This window comes from Pseudomonas sp. MWU13-2105 (genome assembly GCF_023242315.1).
Classification (GTDB): Bacteria; Pseudomonadota; Gammaproteobacteria; order Pseudomonadales; family Pseudomonadaceae; genus Aquipseudomonas.
Genome location: NZ_JALLIY010000005.1, coordinates 263,251 through 281,286, shown reverse-complemented (window position 1 = coordinate 281,286; position 18,036 = coordinate 263,251). Strand labels below are relative to the sequence as shown.

Genomic DNA, 18,036 nt, shown 5'->3' with positions numbered 1-18,036 from the left:
CGCGACCGCTGCTCAGGCATGCATGCCCTGGAACAGCAGGGCGGTGATGCGTCGTACCTGGCTGGAATGGGACTCCAGGTCTGGCTGCGCCTGGTTGACCAGGCGCAGCAACTGCAGGTGCGCATAGTCATTGAGCAGGAACGCGGCGGTCTCGACGTTGAGGTCGGCGCGCAGCTTGCCGGCCTGTTGCAGGTCCTTGAGCAGGCCGCTGATTTCCGCGCGCAGCGCATCGTTCATGGCGCGGTAGCCCGCGGGCAGTTCGTTGTCGCCGCCAAACAGGATCAGCGGCAGCAGTTCACGCCAGAGGCTGGGATGCATGACTTCCAGGGCGTAGCGGGTCAGGAGCTGTTCCAGGTAGCACAAGGTGTCGACCGGATCGTCCATTTCGGGGATCTGGCTGCGGGTATCCTTGAGGGCACGCTGGTCGGCGGCGTGGAGGATTTCCAGGATGATTTCCTGCTTGTTGCCGAAGTACTTGAACACCGTGGGCGCCGAGACCCCGGCCTGGTTGGCAATCTGTTCGATGGTGGTGTTCTGGTAACCCTGGCGCTCGAACAGCTCTACTGCAGCCTTGCTGATCGCCTGGCGGCGTAGGGCTTTCTGGCGTTCACGCAGTCCAGTCACGGGAGGTCCTTTAAAATAGGCGGGTACGAAAGCCAGTAGGATAATTGATTATCTTTGTCACAAAAATACTTTATTAAATAAAGCTTATCGGTCTCATACCTGTCAGGACCGGTAATGCGCGGACGGCGGTCGAGCTGCATGCATTCGACGCCATGCTGCAACACCTTCACCTTGATCGAGGCCGGCCAGGTGCAGGCGCGCTACACCTTCATCTACGAGCGACAGGTCGACGGTCAGTGGAAGATCCTCAACCATCACTCTTCGGCAATACCCGAAGCGCAGCTGGCGCATGCGGGGTAATGACCGCGTCACAGGCCGATGCCTGTTGGTACTTCTTCAGGCGATAGGCAAACTGCGCCCGGCTCAATCCCAGCAGGCGCGCCGCCGCCGCCAGATTGCCCGCGCTGTGTTGCAGCGCTTCCTCGATCAGGCGCGACTCCAGCCCCTCGATGGAGAAATCCTGTTCCAGCCGGGTCAGGGTTTCCAGCAAGGCCGGGCGCGGCTGTGTGCCGGCGGGACTCTGGTCGCTGGCTGCCAGGCTGCCGTTATCGTCCAGGGAGTACAGCTCCTGGGGGATGGGTTCGTTGCGAAACAGGTGGACCAGGTCGATGGCCTGGCCATCTTCACTGGCGATCAGGCCGCGCTCCACCAGGTTCTGCAATTCCCGCACGTTGCCGGGGAAGTCGTAGCGCAGCATCGCCTTGAGCGCGCGCATGGTCAGCCCGGCGGGCTTGCGCGCGTAGTCCTGGCAGAAACGTCGCAGGAACGCATTGATCAGCAACGGGATGTCATCGCGTCGCTCGCGCAGCGGTGGCAGGGTGATGGGGAAGACGTTCAGGCGGTAGAACAGGTCTTCGCGAAAATCGCCAGCCGCCACTGCCTTGCGCAGGTCGACGTTGGTGGCCGCTACCACCCGCACATCGACCTTGATCGGCTGACCGCCACCGACGCGTTCGATCTCGCGCTCCTGCAAGGCACGCAGCAGCTTGCCTTGTCCAGGCAGGCTGAGGCTGGCTATTTCATCGAGAAACAGGGTGCCGCCGTGTGCTCGCTCGAAGCGTCCGGGACGTGAATGGGTCGCGCCGGTATAGGCGCCGCGTTCGACGCCGAACAGTTCCGCCTCGATCAGATTGTCCGGGATCGCGGCGCAGTTGAGGGCCACGAAAGGTGCCAGGTGGCGTGGGCTGTGCTGATGCAACTGACGGGCAAACAGCTCCTTGCCAACCCCTGACTCACCGCTGAACAGCACCGTTGCGGGTGTCGGCGCCACGCGTTGCAGGGCCAGGGTGGCGGCATTGAAGGCCGCGCTGGCACCAATGGGTTTGGGACCGCCGGGCAGTTCGCCGTCATCCTCGGGGGCGGGTGCCGGGGCTTGGCGCGGCCTGAGGGGAGCGTGGGGCGCCGATGCGGTGAGATAACTCAGGTCCTGTTCGACATTGCCCCATTGCTCGGCGGTCTTGCCGACCACGCGGCAGGTTTCGTGGCCCATGCCCCGGCATTCGGTTTCCCGGAAGATCACCAGGCGCCCGAACAGCCCACTGACATAACCGATGGCATAGCCCAGTTCGGTCCAGCACACCGGGTCCTGGCCGATCCCGTAGGCGGCGATATGTTCGTCGGCTTCGCAGGAGTGATGCCAGAGGAACTCGCCTTCGTAGAAGCCGGAGTCGGCGTCGAACTTGAAATGCAGGGGCTCGACCTTGGTCATGCCTTCGAGGGTATGCAGGCGCGTGCCGGCGGAGAAGATCGCCGCGGCGTCGGCGTCCGGCCAGCGCTCGCGGATCAGTCGGGCATCCCGTGCGCCGGACAGGTAGCCGGTGCGGGTAAACAGGCCGCGGGTCTGTTCCAGCCCCTGGCGCTCGATGATCTCCCGACGTAGCGCGCCGAAGGATGAACTGTGCAAGAGCAGCATGCGCTGGTCATTGAGCCAGATGCGCCCGTCGACCGGGGAGAAGAACAGGCATTCGGTCAGTTCAGCCAAGGTCGGTGAGTTGCCCTCGACCAGCTGGGTACTGTCCCCGCGGGGTGAAAAATGCTCCTCCCGCACCGCGAGATCCGGGAACAGCGAATGGGGATTGTTCATTGTTATGCCCCTGAGCGCGTTGACTGATCGAAATGATCAACGTCGAAATAGTTATTAAACATAACTTTATCATTTGAACAAGTAGCGGCGTGTCGGGCGCGCGCCGGTGCGGCGGCTCGATCCGCGGGTTCTTCTCGCGAACCCTCAAGCCAGAGCCTTCGCCGTTCAAAGAACGGCGGCGCGCGGGAAATCGGCATGGCCCTTGCTCTGCTGCTTTCACCACGCAGACGACTTCAGCGCTTCAGCAAGGCTGCGTCGGACGATGACAAACACAAGAGCCGGGAGGCCGAAATGGCGGTAAGTGAACCCTCTGATTTCCTGCAGGACGAGTTGTGGTGTGAACGCATTTTCACCGGCGACTGGATACGCCCGCTGGGTGGCAGCAATAGCGTGCGTGAGCCGGCCACCGGTGAAGTGCTGACGGTTACCGGACTGGCCGATGCGGCGGACATCGCCTTTGCCAGCCTCACCGCTGCCCGCGTGCAGCCGGCCTGGGCGGCATTGGGGCCACGGCAACGTGCGGAGATCTTCCGCAAGGCCGCCGCACTGGCCCAGCAGCACTTTGCCGAGTTGGCGCTGTACATCGCCAGGGAAAGTGGTGGCAGTCTGTTCAAGGGGGAACATGAGGTCCGGGAGGCGATTGTCCTGCTGCATCAGGCAGCCGGTCTGCTGTCGCAACCCCATGGCCTGGTGCTTCCCAGCGAGGCGGGGCGCTTGTCCTATGCCCGGCGCCTGCCCCACGGCGTGGTCGGGGTGATTTCGCCGTTCAACTTCCCGCTGGTGCTTTCGCTGCGCTCGGTGGCGCCGGCATTGGCAGCCGGCAACGCCGTGGTGCTCAAGCCCGATCCGCAGACCCCGGTCAGTGGCGGTTTCATCATTGCCCGGTTGTTCGAGGCCGCCGGCCTGCCCAAAGGCCTGTTGCAGGTGTTGCCGGGCGCGGCAGCGGCTGGCGAGGCGCTGTGCCGCGACCCGCATGTGCGGATGATCGCGTTCACCGGCTCCACCACCGCGGGGCGCAAGGTCGCGGAGGTGGCGGGGCGTCATCTGAAGAAAGTGGCCCTGGAGTTGGGCGGCAAGAACTCGCTGATCGTGCTCGAAGACGCCGATCTCGACCTGGCGGCCAGCAATGCCGCCTGGGGCGCCTGGTTGCATCAGGGGCAAATCTGCATGGCCACCGGACGCATCCTGGCCCACGAATCGATCGCAGAGGAACTGGTTCGCCGCTTGGCCGAGAAAGCCCGCACGATCACGGTCGGCAATGCCGCTCGCGGCGAGGCGGTGCTCGGGCCCTTGATCAACCAGCGCCAGTTGCAACGCGTGCATGAAATCGTCACCGACAGTTTGAGGGCGGGGGCAAGGCTGGAGGCGGGCGGCGAGTTTGACCAGCTCTTCTACCAACCCACGGTACTTTCCGGCGTGCGTCCGGGCATGCGCGCGTTCGACGAGGAGATCTTCGGGCCGGTGGCCACGGTAGTGAGTTTCGCCGACGACGAGGAGGCCGTCGAATTGGCCAATCGCACCGAGTACGGCTTGTCCGCGGCAATCATCTCGCCTTCGCTCGGGCGCGCGATGGCGATGGGCGAGCGACTCAATTGCGGCCTGCTGCATATCAACGACCAGACGGTGGCTGATGAGTGCATCAATCCATTCGGCGGCCGTGGCAGTTCGGGAAATGCCGGCAGTGTTGGTGGTCCGGCCGACTGGGATGAATACACCCAATGGCAATGGGTGACGGTCAAGGACACCGCGCCGCGCTATCCGTTTTGAGCAAGAGCGGCCGACGCGAGCGGTCGGCCGGGTGAACAGACAAAAACAATAAGAGGACACGACATGAAGCTCGACAACAAGATCGTGCTGGTAACCGGGGTCTCCTCGGGTATCGGCGCCGCCACCGCCAGCCTGTTGCGCAGCCATGGCGCCGAGGTGATCGGCGTGGATCTGAAGGCTCCGCACATGACCCTGGACGGCTTTGTCCAGGGCGACCTGGGCAGCGCCGAGGGCATCGACCGGCTGTTGCCGCAGTTGCCCGCGCGGATCGATAGCCTGTGCAATATCGCCGGGGTCCCGGGTACTGCGGACCCGCAACTGCTGGCGCGGGTCAACTACCTCGGTTTGCGTCACCTGAGCCGCGCGCTGCTGCCGCGCATCACGGCGGGGGGCAGCATCGTCAATATCGCCTCGATCCTTGGCGCCGAGTGGCCGTTGCGCCTGGAGCTGCACAAGGAGCTGGCGCGCATCGAGGGTTTTGCCGCCGCGCAAGCCTGGCTGGCCGGGCATCCGGTCCCGGACCAGACCTGCTACCAGTATTTCAAGGAAGCCTTGATCGTCTGGAACTATCTGCAGGCCCAGCCGTGGTTTCTCGAACATTCGGTACGCATGAACTGTGTGGCGCCGGGGCCGGTTTTCACCCCCATCCTCGGCGATTTCGTGAGCATGCTCGGCGAGGCCCGGACCCAGGCCGATGCCCATCGCATGAAGCGTCCCGGTTATGCCGATGAGGTGGCGGCGGTGATTGCTTTCCTGTGTGCCGACGAGTCGCGCTGGATCAACGGCGTCAACCTGGCGGTCGATGGCGGATTGGCTTCCACCTATATCTGAAATGCAAACCCGTAAGTAGCGGCACAGGCCGCTACCCGAGCGCGTTGGCGGGTGCCACGCGTGCAAAGCCATGCCAAAAATAAAAATAATGAGGAGCGTCCATGGACACTGTAATAGGTTGCTTTCGTTTCAAGCATTGCGCCTTGTTTCTCGCGTTATGCAGCGCAGGCGCGCTGGTCGAAAGGGTTGAGGCCATGCAAATGGACCTTGGCGATTCCGACTGGAAACTGCGCTGGGACAACACCATCAAGTACAGCCAGGCCTGGCGTCTGCAAGGGCAGGACAGCCGCTTGACCAACGCGCCAACCGCTAACGGCCTGTATCCCTCGATCCAGGGCCAGGGTGATAAGAACTTCAGCCGCGGCCTGGTCTCCAATCGCCTGGACCTGTTTTCCGAAATGGACCTCAGTCGGCAGAACTACGGGCTGCGGGTGAGCGGCGCGGCCTGGTACGACGATATCTACAACAAGGGCACCGACAGCAGCGAGCAACCGCACTTCCTCAGCGAGACCCGCAAGCTCAATGGCCGTAACGCGGAAATCCTCGATGCCTTTGTGTTCCTGCGCGGTGACCTCGGTGAGGACTCCCAGGGTGTGCTGCGTCTGGGGCGGCACAGCCTGGTCTACGGTGAAAGCCTGTTCTACGGCGGCAACGGCATCGCCAACGCCCAGGGCCCGACCGATGTGGTCAAGTTGCTCAGCGTGCCGGGGACCCAGTTCAAGGAGATCCTGCGTCCGGTCAACCAGATCTCCGGGCAGTTGCAGATCAACCCGCAGTTGTCGGTGGGCGCCTACTACCAGTTCGAGTGGGAGCGCTCCAACCTGCCGGGTGCCGGCAGCTACCTGAGCGATACCGACGCCATCGGCTACGGCAGCGGTTCGCTGCGTGAGGTGTTCGGTAATGACACGGTGAACGCGGGTGATCTGAAACCGAAAAACTCGGGGCAGGGCGGTATGCAGATTCGCTTCAAACCGAGCGGGACCGAGTTGGAACTGGGTTTTTACGCCGCGCAATATCACGACAAAACCCCGATCGGCCTGTACGCCTACCTCGACGGCCCGGCCGCCGCGGCCAGCGGGTTGCCGATCCTGGGCGCTTATCGTCAGGTCTACGCCGAAGATATCCGCACGGCCGGCATGAGCTTCTCCACGGCCCGGGGCCCGTTCAACTTTGCCGGTGAAACCTCGATTCGCTGGAATGCGCCGCTGGTGAGCAATCTGCAAGTGGTGACCCCGGGCATGTTGGCGGACGGCGGCGACCACTCGCTGTTTGCCCGCGGCAAAACCGCCCACGCCAACCTGTCGGCGATCTATCTGTTGTCGCCGACGGCCTTCTGGGATGGCGGCTCGGCCCTGGCCGAACTGGCCTGGAACCGCACCCTGAGCATCAGCGAGAACGCCGCGGCCCTGGACTCCAACACCACCCGCGACGCCACCGCGCTACGGGTGCTGGTGGAGCCGGCGTACTTCCAGATTGTCGACGGGATCGACCTGACCGTGCCGATCGGCATGGGCGTGGTACTCGACGGGCGTTCTTCGGCGGTCAACAAATCGGGTTTCGGCAATACCCACTCCGGTGACTGGAGTGTCGGGCTCAAGGCCACTTACCTGCAGCGCTGGGATGTTGGCCTGAACTACGTGAACTTCTTCGGCGCGCCGAAAGCCGGGCTGCGTCAGGACGGCAATTTCAGCTACGGGCAATCGCTGGCTGACCGCGATTTCGTTTCGCTGTACGTGAAAACCTCATTCTAACAAGGTGGATTCGCCATGCAGAACAACGCTTTTCTCAACACCTGCGTCCTCACCCTGGCCTTGGCCGGCATCAGCCTGGCGCAGGCGGCGGTGTCGCCCGAACAGGCCGCCCGCTTGAAATCCGAACTGACCCCCCTTGGCGGCGAGCGTGCCGGCAACGCCGATGGCAGCATCCCGGCCTGGAATGGCGGCTATACCCAGGTCGCGCCCGGCTACAAAGCCGGTGACAAGCGTGCCGATCCATTCGCCGGGGAGAAGCCGCTGTACTCGATCAAGGCCGCGAATATGGCGCAGTACGCCAACGAGTTGGCCGAAGGCACCAAGATCCTGTTGAAGAAATACCCGGACTATCGCCTGGACGTCTATCCGACCCACCGCTCGGCCGCTGCCCCGCAATGGGTGTATGACAACACCGCGAAGAACGCCGGCCGTGCCATGCTGGATGTCGAGAGCGAGAAAGTCACCGGGGCCTATGGCGGTATCCCGTTTCCGATTCCGGACAACGGCGCGCAAGTGCTGTGGAACTACCGGCTGTCCTGGCAGGGCGGCGACACCATCAGTTCACCTTTCGACACCTGGCTGATGACCGCTGGCGGCAAGAAAGTCCAGGCCACCCGGGCGCTGTACACCTACCAGTTTCCCTATTACATCGAAAACGGCAGCCCGGAAAATTTCTCCGGCAAATACCTGATTGGCAAACTCTTCACCGAGCTACCGTCGTCCAAGGCCGGCGAAGGCCTGATGACCCATTGGGACCTGGACCCGGCCAACCGTGCGGCCTGGCAGTATCTGGTTGGTCAGCGCCGGGTGCGCCGGGCGCCGAATATTGCCTATGACACCCCGGACTTCGTCACCTCCGGTGTCGGCCTGTTCGACGAAGCCTTCATGCTGTTCGGGCCGACCGACCGCTATGACCTCAAGCTGATGGGCAAGAAAGAACTGATCGTCGCCTACAACAATAATCGCGCCGGTCTGGCCAAGAGCGACGAGCTGGTCAAACCGAACTTCCTCAATCCCGATCTGGTGCGCTGGGAGAAACATCGGGTCTGGGTGGTCGAGGCCACGCTCAAATCCGGCAAGCGTCATGTCGTGCCGCGTCGGACCTACTACATCGACGAGGATTCCTGGCAGATCCTGATGGCCGACGGATATGACGCCCAGGGCAAGCTGGGACGCCAGATGTATTCGCTGACGCTGTTGGCGCCGGACCTGCCGGCACTGACCGCACAGGTCATGTGGGGCAGCTACAACCTCGACACCGGCGCCTACTTTCTCAACTCATCGAGCAACGACCTGGCGGTCCAGTACCAGAAAGTCGCGAAACCTTCGGCTTCCTTCTTCACGCCAGATGCCATGGCCAACGAAAACATGCGTTGAGCCTCGGGCGGCCGTAACGGGAGAGAAGCCTTGCGCGGCCGCTTGTGGGTGTTCAAGCGGGATAAAGACATGAACCTTGAAAAAATCTTTGCGAGTCTCGCTCGGCGTTGGATGGTCCGTGCCTTGGCGGTGTGCCTGCTGGCGAGTCCTTGGCTTGGCGTGCGGGCCGCGACATTTGCGGTCCTGCAGCAGCCGGCAGTGGCCACCGCCAAGGCCCGGCACGCGGTGTTGCTGGGGATGACTCGGGCCGGTGAGCGCCTGGTGGCGGTCGGTGAGCGCGGCATCGTGCTGCTCTCGGATGATTCGGGAGCTACCTGGCGCCAGGCCAGTGTTCCGGTCAGCGTAAGCCTGACCGCAGTGCAATTCGTCGATGCCCGGCAGGGCTGGGCCGTCGGTCACCTAGGGGTGGTATTGCACAGCGCGGACGGTGGTGAAACCTGGCACAAGCAGCTCGACGGTGAAGCTGCCGCCGCGCTGGCGGTGCAGGCCGCGCAGCGCGATTCCGAGCAGCCGGATGGTGCCGGCAACCTGGAGCAGGCCCGGCACTTATTGGCTGACGGACCGGACAAGCCGTTTCTCGACCTGTATTTCAGGGATCGGCTGCACGGCTACGTCGTCGGTGCCTACAACCAGATCTATCGCACTGACGACGGCGGGCAAAACTGGCGGCCGTGGATGCGCCATGTGGACAATCCGCAAGGCCTGAACCTGTACGGCATTCGTGGCTTGGGCAACGATCTGTTGCTGGTGGGCGAGCGCGGCCTGTTATTGCGTTCGAGCGACGCCGGGGATTCGTTCCAGGCCCTGAAATCACCCTATGACGGCAGCTTCTTCGGCCTGCTCGGCACCCGTGAGGGCGCCTGGATTGCCTATGGTTTGCGCGGCAACGCCTGGCGCTCCGAGGATCGTGGCAACAGTTGGCGGCGCCTCGACACGGCTATCGACTCAACGCTGGCGAGCGCCATCGAGCTACACGACGGCAGCCTGCTGCTGGCCAGCCAGAGTGGAGAACTGCTGCTCAGCCATGACCAGGGACGCAGCTTCGACAAGCGTCAGAGCCGCAACGGCGCGACGCTTGCGGCCGTGCAACAGGCCGCTGACGGCAGTCTGGCCAGTGTCGGTTTGAGTGGCGTGGCCGCTGACCAGGATCCGCGGGCATCCGGCAAACCTTGAAATTTCACGGTGTAGCGCTATCGGGCCATGGCCCGTGCAACAGGAGTCAGACTTGAAAGACGACAAAACCCAAACCGTGATTGGCCGCCTGGAGGACTTCGACCGGGCGTCGGGCAATTTCGCCGAGCGGGCGATTTTCAACCATCGACCGCTGGTGATCCTGCTGTGCCTGCTGGTGACCCTGCTGCTCGGCTGGCAGGCTACGCGCATCGGCATCAACGCCAGCTATGAAAAGACCATTCCCAGTGGCCACCCCTATGTCGCCAACTTCCTGAACAATCGCAGTGAGCTGAGTGGCCTGGGCAACTCGTTGCGGGTTGCCGTGGAGGTCAAGCAAGGCAGTATCTTCAGCAAGGACTACCTCGACACGCTGGCCAGGCTCAACGACGAGCTCTATTTGCTGCCGGGCGTGGACCGGCCGTACATGAAGTCGTTATGGACTCCGACCACGCGCTGGACCGCCGTGACGGAAGAGGGCCTCGATGGCGGTACCGTGATCCCCGATGACTATGACGGTTCCGCCGCCAGTATCGAGCAGGTGCGCACCAACGTCGCCCGCTCCGGAGAGGTCGGTCAGTTGGTGGCCGGCAACTTCAAGTCCAGCGTAATCTTCGTGCCCTTGCTCGAAATCAGTCCGCAAACCGGCAAGTCCCTGGACTACGGCGAGTTTTCCCGGCAGTTGGAAGCGTTGCGCAACAAGTACCAGACTGATGACCTGCGGATCCACATCACCGGCTTCACCAAGATTGCCGGTGATCTGATCGAGGGCCTGAGCCAGGTCCTGCTGTTCTTCCTGGTGGCGGTACTGGTGACCGTGGTGGTGCTTTATGGCTACACCCGTTGCGCGCGCAGCACCCTGCTGGTGGTGATCTGTTCGCTGGTGGCAGTGCTCTGGCAACTGGGGCTGCTGGCGATCCTCGGTTATGAGCTGGACCCTTACTCGGCGCTGGTGCCGTTTCTGGTGTTCGCCATTGGCATGAGCCATGGCGCGCAGAAGATGAACGGCATCATGCAGGACGTCGGTCGCGGCACCCACCGGGTGGTGGCCGCGCGTTATACCTTCCGCCGCCTGTTCGCCGCCGGCATGACCGCGTTGCTCTGCGATGCGGTGGGGTTCGCGGTGTTGCTGCTGATCAATATCCGGGTCATCCAGGACCTGGCGATCACCGCCAGCCTCGGCGTGGCGGTGCTGATCTTCACCAACCTGATCCTGCTGCCGATCCTGCTCAGCTATATCGGTGTCAGCCCGGCGGCGGCGCAACGCAGCCTGAGTTCGGAGACCGCCGAGTTGCAGGCCCGGATCAAGCATCCGTTGTGGCGTGTTCTCGATCTGTTCACCCAGCGCCGCTGGGCCATCGGCGCCATGCTCGGTGGCCTGTTGCTGGCTGCGTTCGGTTTCGCCGTGAGCCTGCAGTTGAAGATCGGTGATCTCGATCCCGGTGCTCCGGAGTTGCGCGTCGATTCGCGCTACAACCGTGACGCACAATTCATGACCGCCAACTATGCAGCCAGCTCGGACATTTTCGTGGTCATGATCAAGACTCCGGAAGATCAGTGCACGCGCTACGCCAGCCTGGCGGCGGTGGACCAGTTGGCCTGGCGGCTGGAGCAACTGCCGGGCGTGGAGTCGACCACCTCGATGGCGGCGTTGAGCAAGATGGCCACGGTCGGTTACAACGAAGGCAACTTCAAATGGTATGAGCTGATCCCCAATGACGGTGCGTTGGGCGCGGTACAGACCCGGGCGCCGCGGGAGCTGTTCAACCAGGGCTGCTCGATGCTCTCGCTGTACGTGTACCTGGCCGATCACAAGGCCGATACGTTGAGCCGGGTGGTGGCCGCCAGCGAGCAGTTCATCAGTGGGCATCCGGTGCCGGAGGTCAAGTTCATGCTCGCCGCCGGCAGCGCCGGTATCGAAGCGGCGACCAATATCGTGGTGAAGAAATCCATGCACGAAATGTTGTTCTGGGTGTATGGCGCGGTCAGCCTGTTGTGCCTGCTGACCTTCCGCAGCTGGCGTGCCACTCTCTGTGCGATGCTGCCGCTGATGCTCACCTCGATTCTTTGCGAGGCGCTGATGGTCGCGCTGGGAATGGGGGTGAAAGTTGCGACCCTGCCGGTGATCGCCCTCGGCGTGGGCATCGGCATCGACTATGCGCTTTATGTCTTGAGCGTGATCCTGGCACGGATGCGCGCCGGTGACAGCCTGGCCCAGGCCTATTACCAGGCGCTGCTGTTCACCGGCAAGGTGGTGTTGCTGACCGGTATGACCCTGGCGGTGGCGGTGTCGACCTGGGCCTTCTCGCCGATCAAGTTCCAGGCCGACATGGGCATCCTGCTGGCCTTCATGTTCCTGGTGAACATGCTCGGGGCCTTGATCCTGCTGCCGGCGCTGGCCTGGTTGCTGCTGCCGCGCAAGGTCTTCGCAAAAAAGCCTGAAGCGAGGCTGTTGGTGCAGTGATGCAGGAGCCGTTGCGCCACGGCGTTATTTCACCGCGTAGAATTTGCGCACATAACGGGTGCTTTTCCACGCGCACGGCGCGCCTTGCGGTACGAACACCGTATCACCGGTGTTGACCGTCAGGCTCGTACCATCGGCTGCCTGCAAGGTGACACTGCCTTCAATCAGGTGCATCAGCTCATTGAGTTTGTGCGCTCGACCCTGGCGTTCGTAGGGCGTCGAGTCCCAGACGCCGACGCGCAGGTCGCTATTGGCGTCTTCGAAGGCATTGCCGGACCGGCACTGCGGGGTGGGTCCGATCAGGATGTGGGCTTCCGGGGCGGCCGAAGGCGAGAGCAGCGCTTGCCGGTCCAGCGCTGTCAGGCCCGGCGTCGGTTCAGCCGCGGGGTCGATGACGGCACAGAAGGCCCAGCGGGTATCGGGCTGCGCCAGCAGCCGGAAGGTCGTGCCGCGTCCGATCACCGCGCTCGCGCCGACGCCCAGTTTCAGTGTCTGGCCTTGGGATTGCAGCACGACGCTGCCAGTGTGGATCACGATCATTTCAGTGTGCGGAAAAACATCGATATCGAGTACCTGGCCTGTGCTCACCATCCCCGCGCTGATACCGTCGGTCCCGGTATAGGCGACCTGGCGGTATTCTCCGAATGGATCGGCAGCGCTCAAGGGCATCGTTTTGAAAGACGTGGTGACACGGCTGCCGTCGGCGCGAGCCAAGAGCAGAACGGTAGGTTCAGGCATACGGGTGACGCTCCCTGGAAATGGGCGGTTGAGGGGGGATGGCGGCGATTTCTATGTGCGCAGCGGTCAACCAATGGCTTGGGTGACAAGCGCGAACTGGCGGACACCGTTGACCGCCTGCGGCGGTACGCCCCGTGCCATTTGCGCCACGGTGTCGACCTGCTTGAGGCCGGCCGACTCCAGCCAGTCGCTCAAGCCACTGTCCGCTGGAATGTCGATGCGTACGAACGCGCCCGGGACCTGGGCCAGTAGCGCGGCGATCAGCTGTTTGGCTTGTTCGGGATTTTCCGCGACCACCGGACCGATGCAACGACCACGGCCAAACGGGCGCAGCAGGGCAAAGGCGCGCAACTGGCCGTCGCGCTCGATGCCCACCGAATGTTCGACCGCATCCTGGAGCGCCATGAGCACGGTTTTGCGCTCCAGCCCGCTGGCGGCGTTGGCCAGCGCCAGTTGACGAGGCCTATCGGCCTCGTGCAGCGGACGACATGCTTCACCGTCGGCCAATGGCTCGCTGGCGGGCGCATGGGCTTGACCTTGGTGCTGCTGAATCCGGCCGAACTCGATAAAGCCCTGGCTGGTGTAAAGCGGCGCGCCGGCCAGGGTGGCGTTCAGCATCGGGGTGCGTGACTGGCAGGCGTTGAGCGCCTGCTCCATCAACCGGCGACCGATGCCCTGGCCCTGATAGTCGTCACTGACGATCACCAGGCCGATGGTCGCGAACCCACCTTGCGGGCAGGTAAATGCCGTACCGATCAGACGCTCGCCATCCAGGACCACGAAGCCTTCGCTGACCCGTTGCAACATGGCCCAGTCATCCAGCCGATGGGGCCACTTCAATTGCACGGACAAGGCATGGGCCGAGGGCAGGTCGGCGGTCGTCATCGGGCGATAGGCATAAGCAGCAGGTTGCGGGGCGGACATGGCGAGTCTCCGTTAAACAGTGTGCACGAGCGAGCGGTTTTGCGCCGCGATAGTGCTTGTATCCCATCTGCGTGAAGGCCTGGCAAGAGGGCCCGGAGCATTCGGCAGATTCCCCGCGCCCGAGGCCCGCAGACCACACTTACTACTTATTTGCCGCGCAAGGTCGGCAGCAAATGCTTGCGCTTTTTTTCTACGATGGAGGCCTGGCTTCACGACTCGCCATCCCTCTTTTGGAGTGCTCCATGGATAGCTTCGATCCTCGCCTTATCGCTGTGCGCAGCGCTCATTTCATTGCCGGCAAATACCGTGATGCGCAACCGGGGCTGGACGTTGTGCGACCCTCGGATGGCCAGGTCTATGCGCAGTTGCCAATTGCCCATGTCGATCTGGTGGATGAAGCCGTCGAGGATGCCTGGCGGGCGTTCAATCGCAGCGATTGGGCCAGCCGCCCCCCCCGGGAACGGGCGCGGGTCATGCGCCGCTGGGCCGATTTGATCGAAGCCGACACTGCTGTCCTGGCACCGCTGGAGGCGGTGGGCTCGACCCGTCCGCATAAGGATGTGATCGCCTGGGATATTCCCTATGTCGCCGAGGGCATTCGCTTTTTTGCCGAGTTGGCGGACAAGCACGGCGGTCAGGTTGCCGCGACCCAGACCGACCGCCTGGGCATGCAGATCGCCGAACCCTACGGGGTAATTGCCGCCATAGCACCGTGGAATTTCCCCTTGAGCATGGCCTCCTGGAAGGTCGCCCCGGCGTTGGCGGCCGGTAATGCCGTGGTCCTCAAACCGTCGGAACTGACGCCGTTCTCCAGTCTGCGTTTCGCCGAGCTGGCGGTGCAGGCGGGCCTGCCGGCGGGGATCTTCAATGTGATCCAGGGCGATGGTCGGATCACCGGCGATGCCTTGTGCCGTCATCCGCGGGTGGGCAAGGTGACCTTTACCGGCTCCACCGCGACCGGCTCGAGCATCATGTCCACCTGCGCACTGGTCGGTCCGAAACCGGTCACCCTGGAGCTCGGCGGCAAGAGCCCGCAACTGGTCTTCGCCGATGTGCCGGATATCGCCAGGACCGCTCGCACGGTGGCCCTGGCCATTACCGGAAATGCCGGGCAGGTGTGCGTGTCCGGTTCCCGCTTGTTGATCCAGCGCTCGATCATGGAACCGTTCATTGCCCACTTGCAGGCCTATTTCGAGGAACTGCGCCCCGGGCCGACCTGGTCGTCCGAGAGCACGCTGGCGCCGATCATTTCCCGGCTGCAAGCCAGCCGCATCGATGGCATCGTCCAGCGCTCGCGCCAGGCCGGTGCTGAAGTGCTTACCGGCGGCGGGCTCTTCGACGGCCTGGGCGGGGCCTATTACCAGCCGACCTTGCTGGTCGGTCTGGATAACCAGAATCCGGCGGTCTGCGAAGAAATTTTTGGCCCGGTGTTGACGGTGCAGGCGTTCGACGACGAAGAGCAGGCGTTGAGCCTGGCGGCCCATGCGACCTACGGCCTGGCGGCGGGGGTGCACACCGCCGATCTCAATCGCGCCTTGCGCCTGGTTCGGCGCCTGGAAGCAGGGACCGTATGGGTCAATCGTTACGGGCGCAGTAACGACTACATCCTGCCGACCGGTGGCTACAAGCGTTCCGGGATCGGCAAGGATCTGGGGCGCGAAGCGTTCGAGGCCAATTTGCGCTTCAAGAGTGTGCTGATCGATATCGTGCAGTAACGCGCAGAACATAATCCCCTGTGGCGAGGGAGCTTGCTCCCGTTGGGGGGCGAAGCGCCCCCAAAACCAGCCACTGCGGTGCTTCAAGTAAAACCTGTCAGGCGCTTGCGCGACTGCTTCACAGTCGAACGGGAGCAAGCTCCCTCGCCACAAGTACATGGCACGACATCGCACCTCAGGGGTTCAAACCGCACCCAAACGGGCGCTTCCGCAGGGAAGCGCCCGTTTTCGTTCGGCCCGGCGCAGGTTCTGCGGTGGTTCAGTTCGTATTGAGCCTGTATAGCGCTATAAAGGTCCATAAGAGCGCATGAATACGGGGTTTGCCCAAGGCTGGAGCGACCCGCAAAGTCTGCTGAGGGGAGGTACCAAAACGGTGGTTTGTATTGAGCAGAGGTCGCTTTTAACGCCATCTGCTGATTTCACGGTGTTGTAATGACGATGTGCTGCAGCGTTGCATCACGGCTCCTGAAACGGAGCGAATGCTTGTCACGCCATGACCTCAACGAACTTCAGGACCGCACTCAATGAGCTTTCTTCGTCCCAAATTCATTACGTTCGACTGCTACGGTACGCTGACCAATTTCCACATGGGAACGATGACTCGCGAGCTGTTCGCCGATCGTGTCGTGCCCGAGCAGATGGACCAGTTCGTCAAGGACTTCTCGGCCTATCGCCTGGACCAGGTCATGGGTGACTGGATGCCGTATGACGAAATCCTCAAGACCGCCCTGGCGCGGACCTGCAAGCGCTGGGGCATCGAATACCGTAACGAAGGCCAGCTGTATTACGACGCCGTGCCGACCTGGGGCCCGCACCCGGACGTACCGGCCGGCCTGGCGAAAATCGCCGACAAGATCCCCCTGGTGATTTTCTCCAACGCCAGCGACAGCCAGATCATGTCCAACGTCGACAAGCTCGGCGCACCCTTTCACAAGGTCTTTACCGCCGAACAGGCACAGGCCTACAAGCCGCGTCTGGCGGCGTTCGAGTACATGCTCGACAACCTCAACTGCGGCCCGGAGGACATCTTGCATGTGTCGTCGAGCTTCCGTTACGACCTGATGCCGGCCCACGACATGAAGATCCGCAACAAGGCCTTCGTTGCCCGTGGTCACGAAGTTCCGGGCAACGCTTTCTACGGCTATCAGCAGATCAGCGATATCGGTGGGCTGGCCGCGCTGGTCGGTCTCTGAGTCGTAACGGCACTCTTCTTGGCATAGGCGGATCAGACATGGGCAGTGAATCCTACTGGCTCGACACCGCACCGGCGTTTACCGGTGCACAGCTCGGCGCGTTGCCCGGGCAGGTCGACGTGGTCGTTATCGGTGGCGGTTTCACCGGACTGGCGGCAGCTCGCGCGCTGGCCTCGAAGGGGGCCAGCGTGGTGGTGCTGGAAGCCGGACGGGTGATCGGCGAAGCCTCGGGGCGCAACGGCGGGCAGTGCAATACCGGCGTGGCCCAGGATTACGCCGGCCTGAGCGCCAGCCTTGGTGCCGACCGGGCACGGGCCTATTACCAAGCCTACGAGAGTGCCGTGCAAAGCGTGGTTTCGCTGGTGGAGCAGGAGCAGATCGCCTGCGACCTGAAGCGAAGCGGCAAGCTCAAACTGGCCGCCAAGCCGATGCACTACGAGGGCCTGGCACGGACCTGCGAATTGATTCGTCGGGAGGTCGATGCCGATGTCGAGTTGCTGTCTGCCGAGCAGATTCGCGCTGAAGTCGACTCGGCCCAGTTCCACGGTGGCTTGCTGCAGCGCAATGGCGTGCAGATGCATGTCGGGCGCTTTGGTGTCGGTCTGGCCGAAGCCGCTGTACGTCATGGTGCGTTGATCCATCAGGACACGCCGGTGACGGACTGGAAAGCCCGGGCCGGCGGTTATCAGGTCAACACCGCCAAGGGCTCGCTGCACGCCGGGCAAGTGCTGCTGGCGACCGGCGCCTGTCAGCACGGCGGGTTGGGCTGGTACCGGCGGCGGATCGTGCCGGTGGGCAGTTTCGTGATCGCCACCGAGGTCCTGCCCCGGGCGCTGATCGACCAGTTGCTGCCCGGTCGGCGGGCCTATGTCACCAGCCGCATGATCGGTAACTACTTCCGCCTGACTCCGGACAACCGCCTGCTGTTCGGCGGCCGGGCGCGGTTTGCGATGTCCGACAGTGTCTCCGACGCCAAGAGCGGCAAGGTGCTGCGGGCGGCGATGGTGCAGATGTTCCCGTCGTTGGCCAACGTGAAGATCGATTATTGCTGGGGCGGGCTGGTGGACATGACGTCCGACCGGCTGCCCCGTGCCGGCCAGCATGGCGGCGTGTATCACTCCATGGGCTACAGCGGCCATGGGGTGCAGATGTCGGTGCATATGGGCCAGGTGATGGCCGAGGTGATGGCCGGCAACGTCGAGGCCAACCCCTGGCGCGAACTCGACTGGCCGGCGATTCCCGGGCATTTCGGCAAACCCTGGTTCCTGCCGCTGGTGGGGGCTTATTACCGGCTCCAGGACTATTTGCATTGAGTTGAAGTTGTGGCGTCACCGTCGTTTGCGTTTCTAGACGCTCCGGACAACCGCGAGCATGGGCCTTCTCATTATCGACAGGTACA

At 63.1% G+C, this 18,036-nt stretch carries 13 protein-coding genes and 1 pseudogene; 10 read left to right on the top strand and 4 right to left on the bottom strand.

Features of this window, described 5'->3' with window-relative positions:
* Positions 1 to 12 precede the first annotated feature (12 nt).
* Positions 13 to 624, bottom strand: coding sequence for a TetR/AcrR family transcriptional regulator (locus tag M5B96_RS09445; RefSeq protein ID WP_248796410.1), 612 nt, complete (start codon positions 622 to 624; stop codon positions 13 to 15).
* A gap of 162 nt (positions 625 to 786) precedes the next feature.
* Between M5B96_RS09445 and M5B96_RS09440 the strand changes: the two are divergent.
* Positions 787 to 924 (top strand): annotated as a pseudogene (locus M5B96_RS09440) (DUF4440 domain-containing protein); the annotation flags it as partial.
* Here M5B96_RS09440 and M5B96_RS09435 read toward each other — a convergent pair.
* Positions 872 to 2,707: a sigma-54-dependent Fis family transcriptional regulator gene (locus tag M5B96_RS09435; protein ID WP_248796409.1), complete on the bottom strand. Its 1,836-nt coding sequence runs from the start codon at positions 2,705 to 2,707 to the stop codon at positions 872 to 874. The pseudogene M5B96_RS09440 and the gene M5B96_RS09435 sit on opposite strands and share 53 nt — an antisense overlap.
* Positions 2,708 to 2,998: 291 nt before the next feature.
* On the opposite strand from M5B96_RS09435, the gene M5B96_RS09430 reads away from it, so the two are divergent.
* The 6 genes from M5B96_RS09430 to M5B96_RS09405 all read left to right on the top strand — a co-directional run bounded on the left by M5B96_RS09430 (position 2,999) and on the right by M5B96_RS09405 (position 12,067).
* Positions 2,999 to 4,474: a benzaldehyde dehydrogenase gene (locus M5B96_RS09430; RefSeq protein WP_248796408.1), complete on the top strand. Its 1,476-nt coding sequence runs from the start codon at positions 2,999 to 3,001 to the stop codon at positions 4,472 to 4,474.
* Between the two features lie 63 nt (positions 4,475 to 4,537).
* Positions 4,538 to 5,305, top strand: coding sequence for a coniferyl-alcohol dehydrogenase (locus M5B96_RS09425; RefSeq protein WP_248796407.1), 768 nt, complete (start codon positions 4,538 to 4,540; stop codon positions 5,303 to 5,305).
* Positions 5,306 to 5,406: 101 nt separating this feature from the next.
* Positions 5,407 to 7,056 carry a DUF1302 domain-containing protein gene (locus M5B96_RS09420; protein ID WP_248796406.1) on the top strand — a complete coding sequence of 550 codons (1,650 nt, stop codon included), beginning with the start codon at positions 5,407 to 5,409 and terminating at the stop codon, positions 7,054 to 7,056.
* 15 nt (positions 7,057 to 7,071) lie between these two features.
* On the top strand, positions 7,072 to 8,433 hold the full coding sequence (locus tag M5B96_RS09415; RefSeq protein ID WP_248796405.1) for a DUF1329 domain-containing protein: 1,362 nt from the start codon (positions 7,072 to 7,074) through the stop codon (positions 8,431 to 8,433).
* Between the two features lie 69 nt (positions 8,434 to 8,502).
* Positions 8,503 to 9,606: a WD40/YVTN/BNR-like repeat-containing protein gene (locus M5B96_RS09410; protein ID WP_248796404.1), complete on the top strand. Its 1,104-nt coding sequence runs from the start codon at positions 8,503 to 8,505 to the stop codon at positions 9,604 to 9,606.
* Positions 9,607 to 9,658: 52 nt separating this feature from the next.
* On the top strand, positions 9,659 to 12,067 hold the full coding sequence (locus M5B96_RS09405) for an efflux RND transporter permease subunit (protein WP_248796403.1): 2,409 nt from the start codon (positions 9,659 to 9,661) through the stop codon (positions 12,065 to 12,067).
* 24 nt (positions 12,068 to 12,091) lie between these two features.
* Here the strand turns inward: M5B96_RS09405 and M5B96_RS09400 are convergent, their stop codons facing one another.
* Positions 12,092 to 12,805 (bottom strand): cupin domain-containing protein, encoded by a 714-nt coding sequence (locus M5B96_RS09400; protein WP_248796402.1) that lies wholly within the window; start codon positions 12,803 to 12,805, stop codon positions 12,092 to 12,094.
* 66 nt (positions 12,806 to 12,871) lie between these two features.
* Positions 12,872 to 13,729, bottom strand: a complete 858-nt coding sequence (locus M5B96_RS09395) for a GNAT family N-acetyltransferase (protein WP_248796401.1) — start codon at positions 13,727 to 13,729, stop codon at positions 12,872 to 12,874.
* A 242-nt stretch (positions 13,730 to 13,971) separates the two neighbouring features.
* Between M5B96_RS09395 and M5B96_RS09390 the strand changes: the two genes are divergently transcribed.
* The 3 genes from M5B96_RS09390 to M5B96_RS09380 all read left to right on the top strand — a co-directional run bounded on the left by M5B96_RS09390 (position 13,972) and on the right by M5B96_RS09380 (position 17,950).
* The gene (locus tag M5B96_RS09390) at positions 13,972 to 15,444 is read left to right on the top strand and encodes an aldehyde dehydrogenase family protein (protein WP_248796400.1); all 1,473 of its coding nucleotides are present in this window, start codon (positions 13,972 to 13,974) and stop codon (positions 15,442 to 15,444) included.
* Positions 15,445 to 15,968: 524 nt separating this feature from the next.
* The gene (locus M5B96_RS09385; protein ID WP_248796399.1) at positions 15,969 to 16,637 is read left to right on the top strand and encodes a haloacid dehalogenase type II; all 669 of its coding nucleotides are present in this window, start codon (positions 15,969 to 15,971) and stop codon (positions 16,635 to 16,637) included.
* A gap of 38 nt (positions 16,638 to 16,675) precedes the next feature.
* Positions 16,676 to 17,950, top strand: a complete 1,275-nt coding sequence (locus tag M5B96_RS09380) for an NAD(P)/FAD-dependent oxidoreductase (protein WP_248796398.1) — start codon at positions 16,676 to 16,678, stop codon at positions 17,948 to 17,950.
* Positions 17,951 to 18,036: the final 86 nt, after the last annotated feature.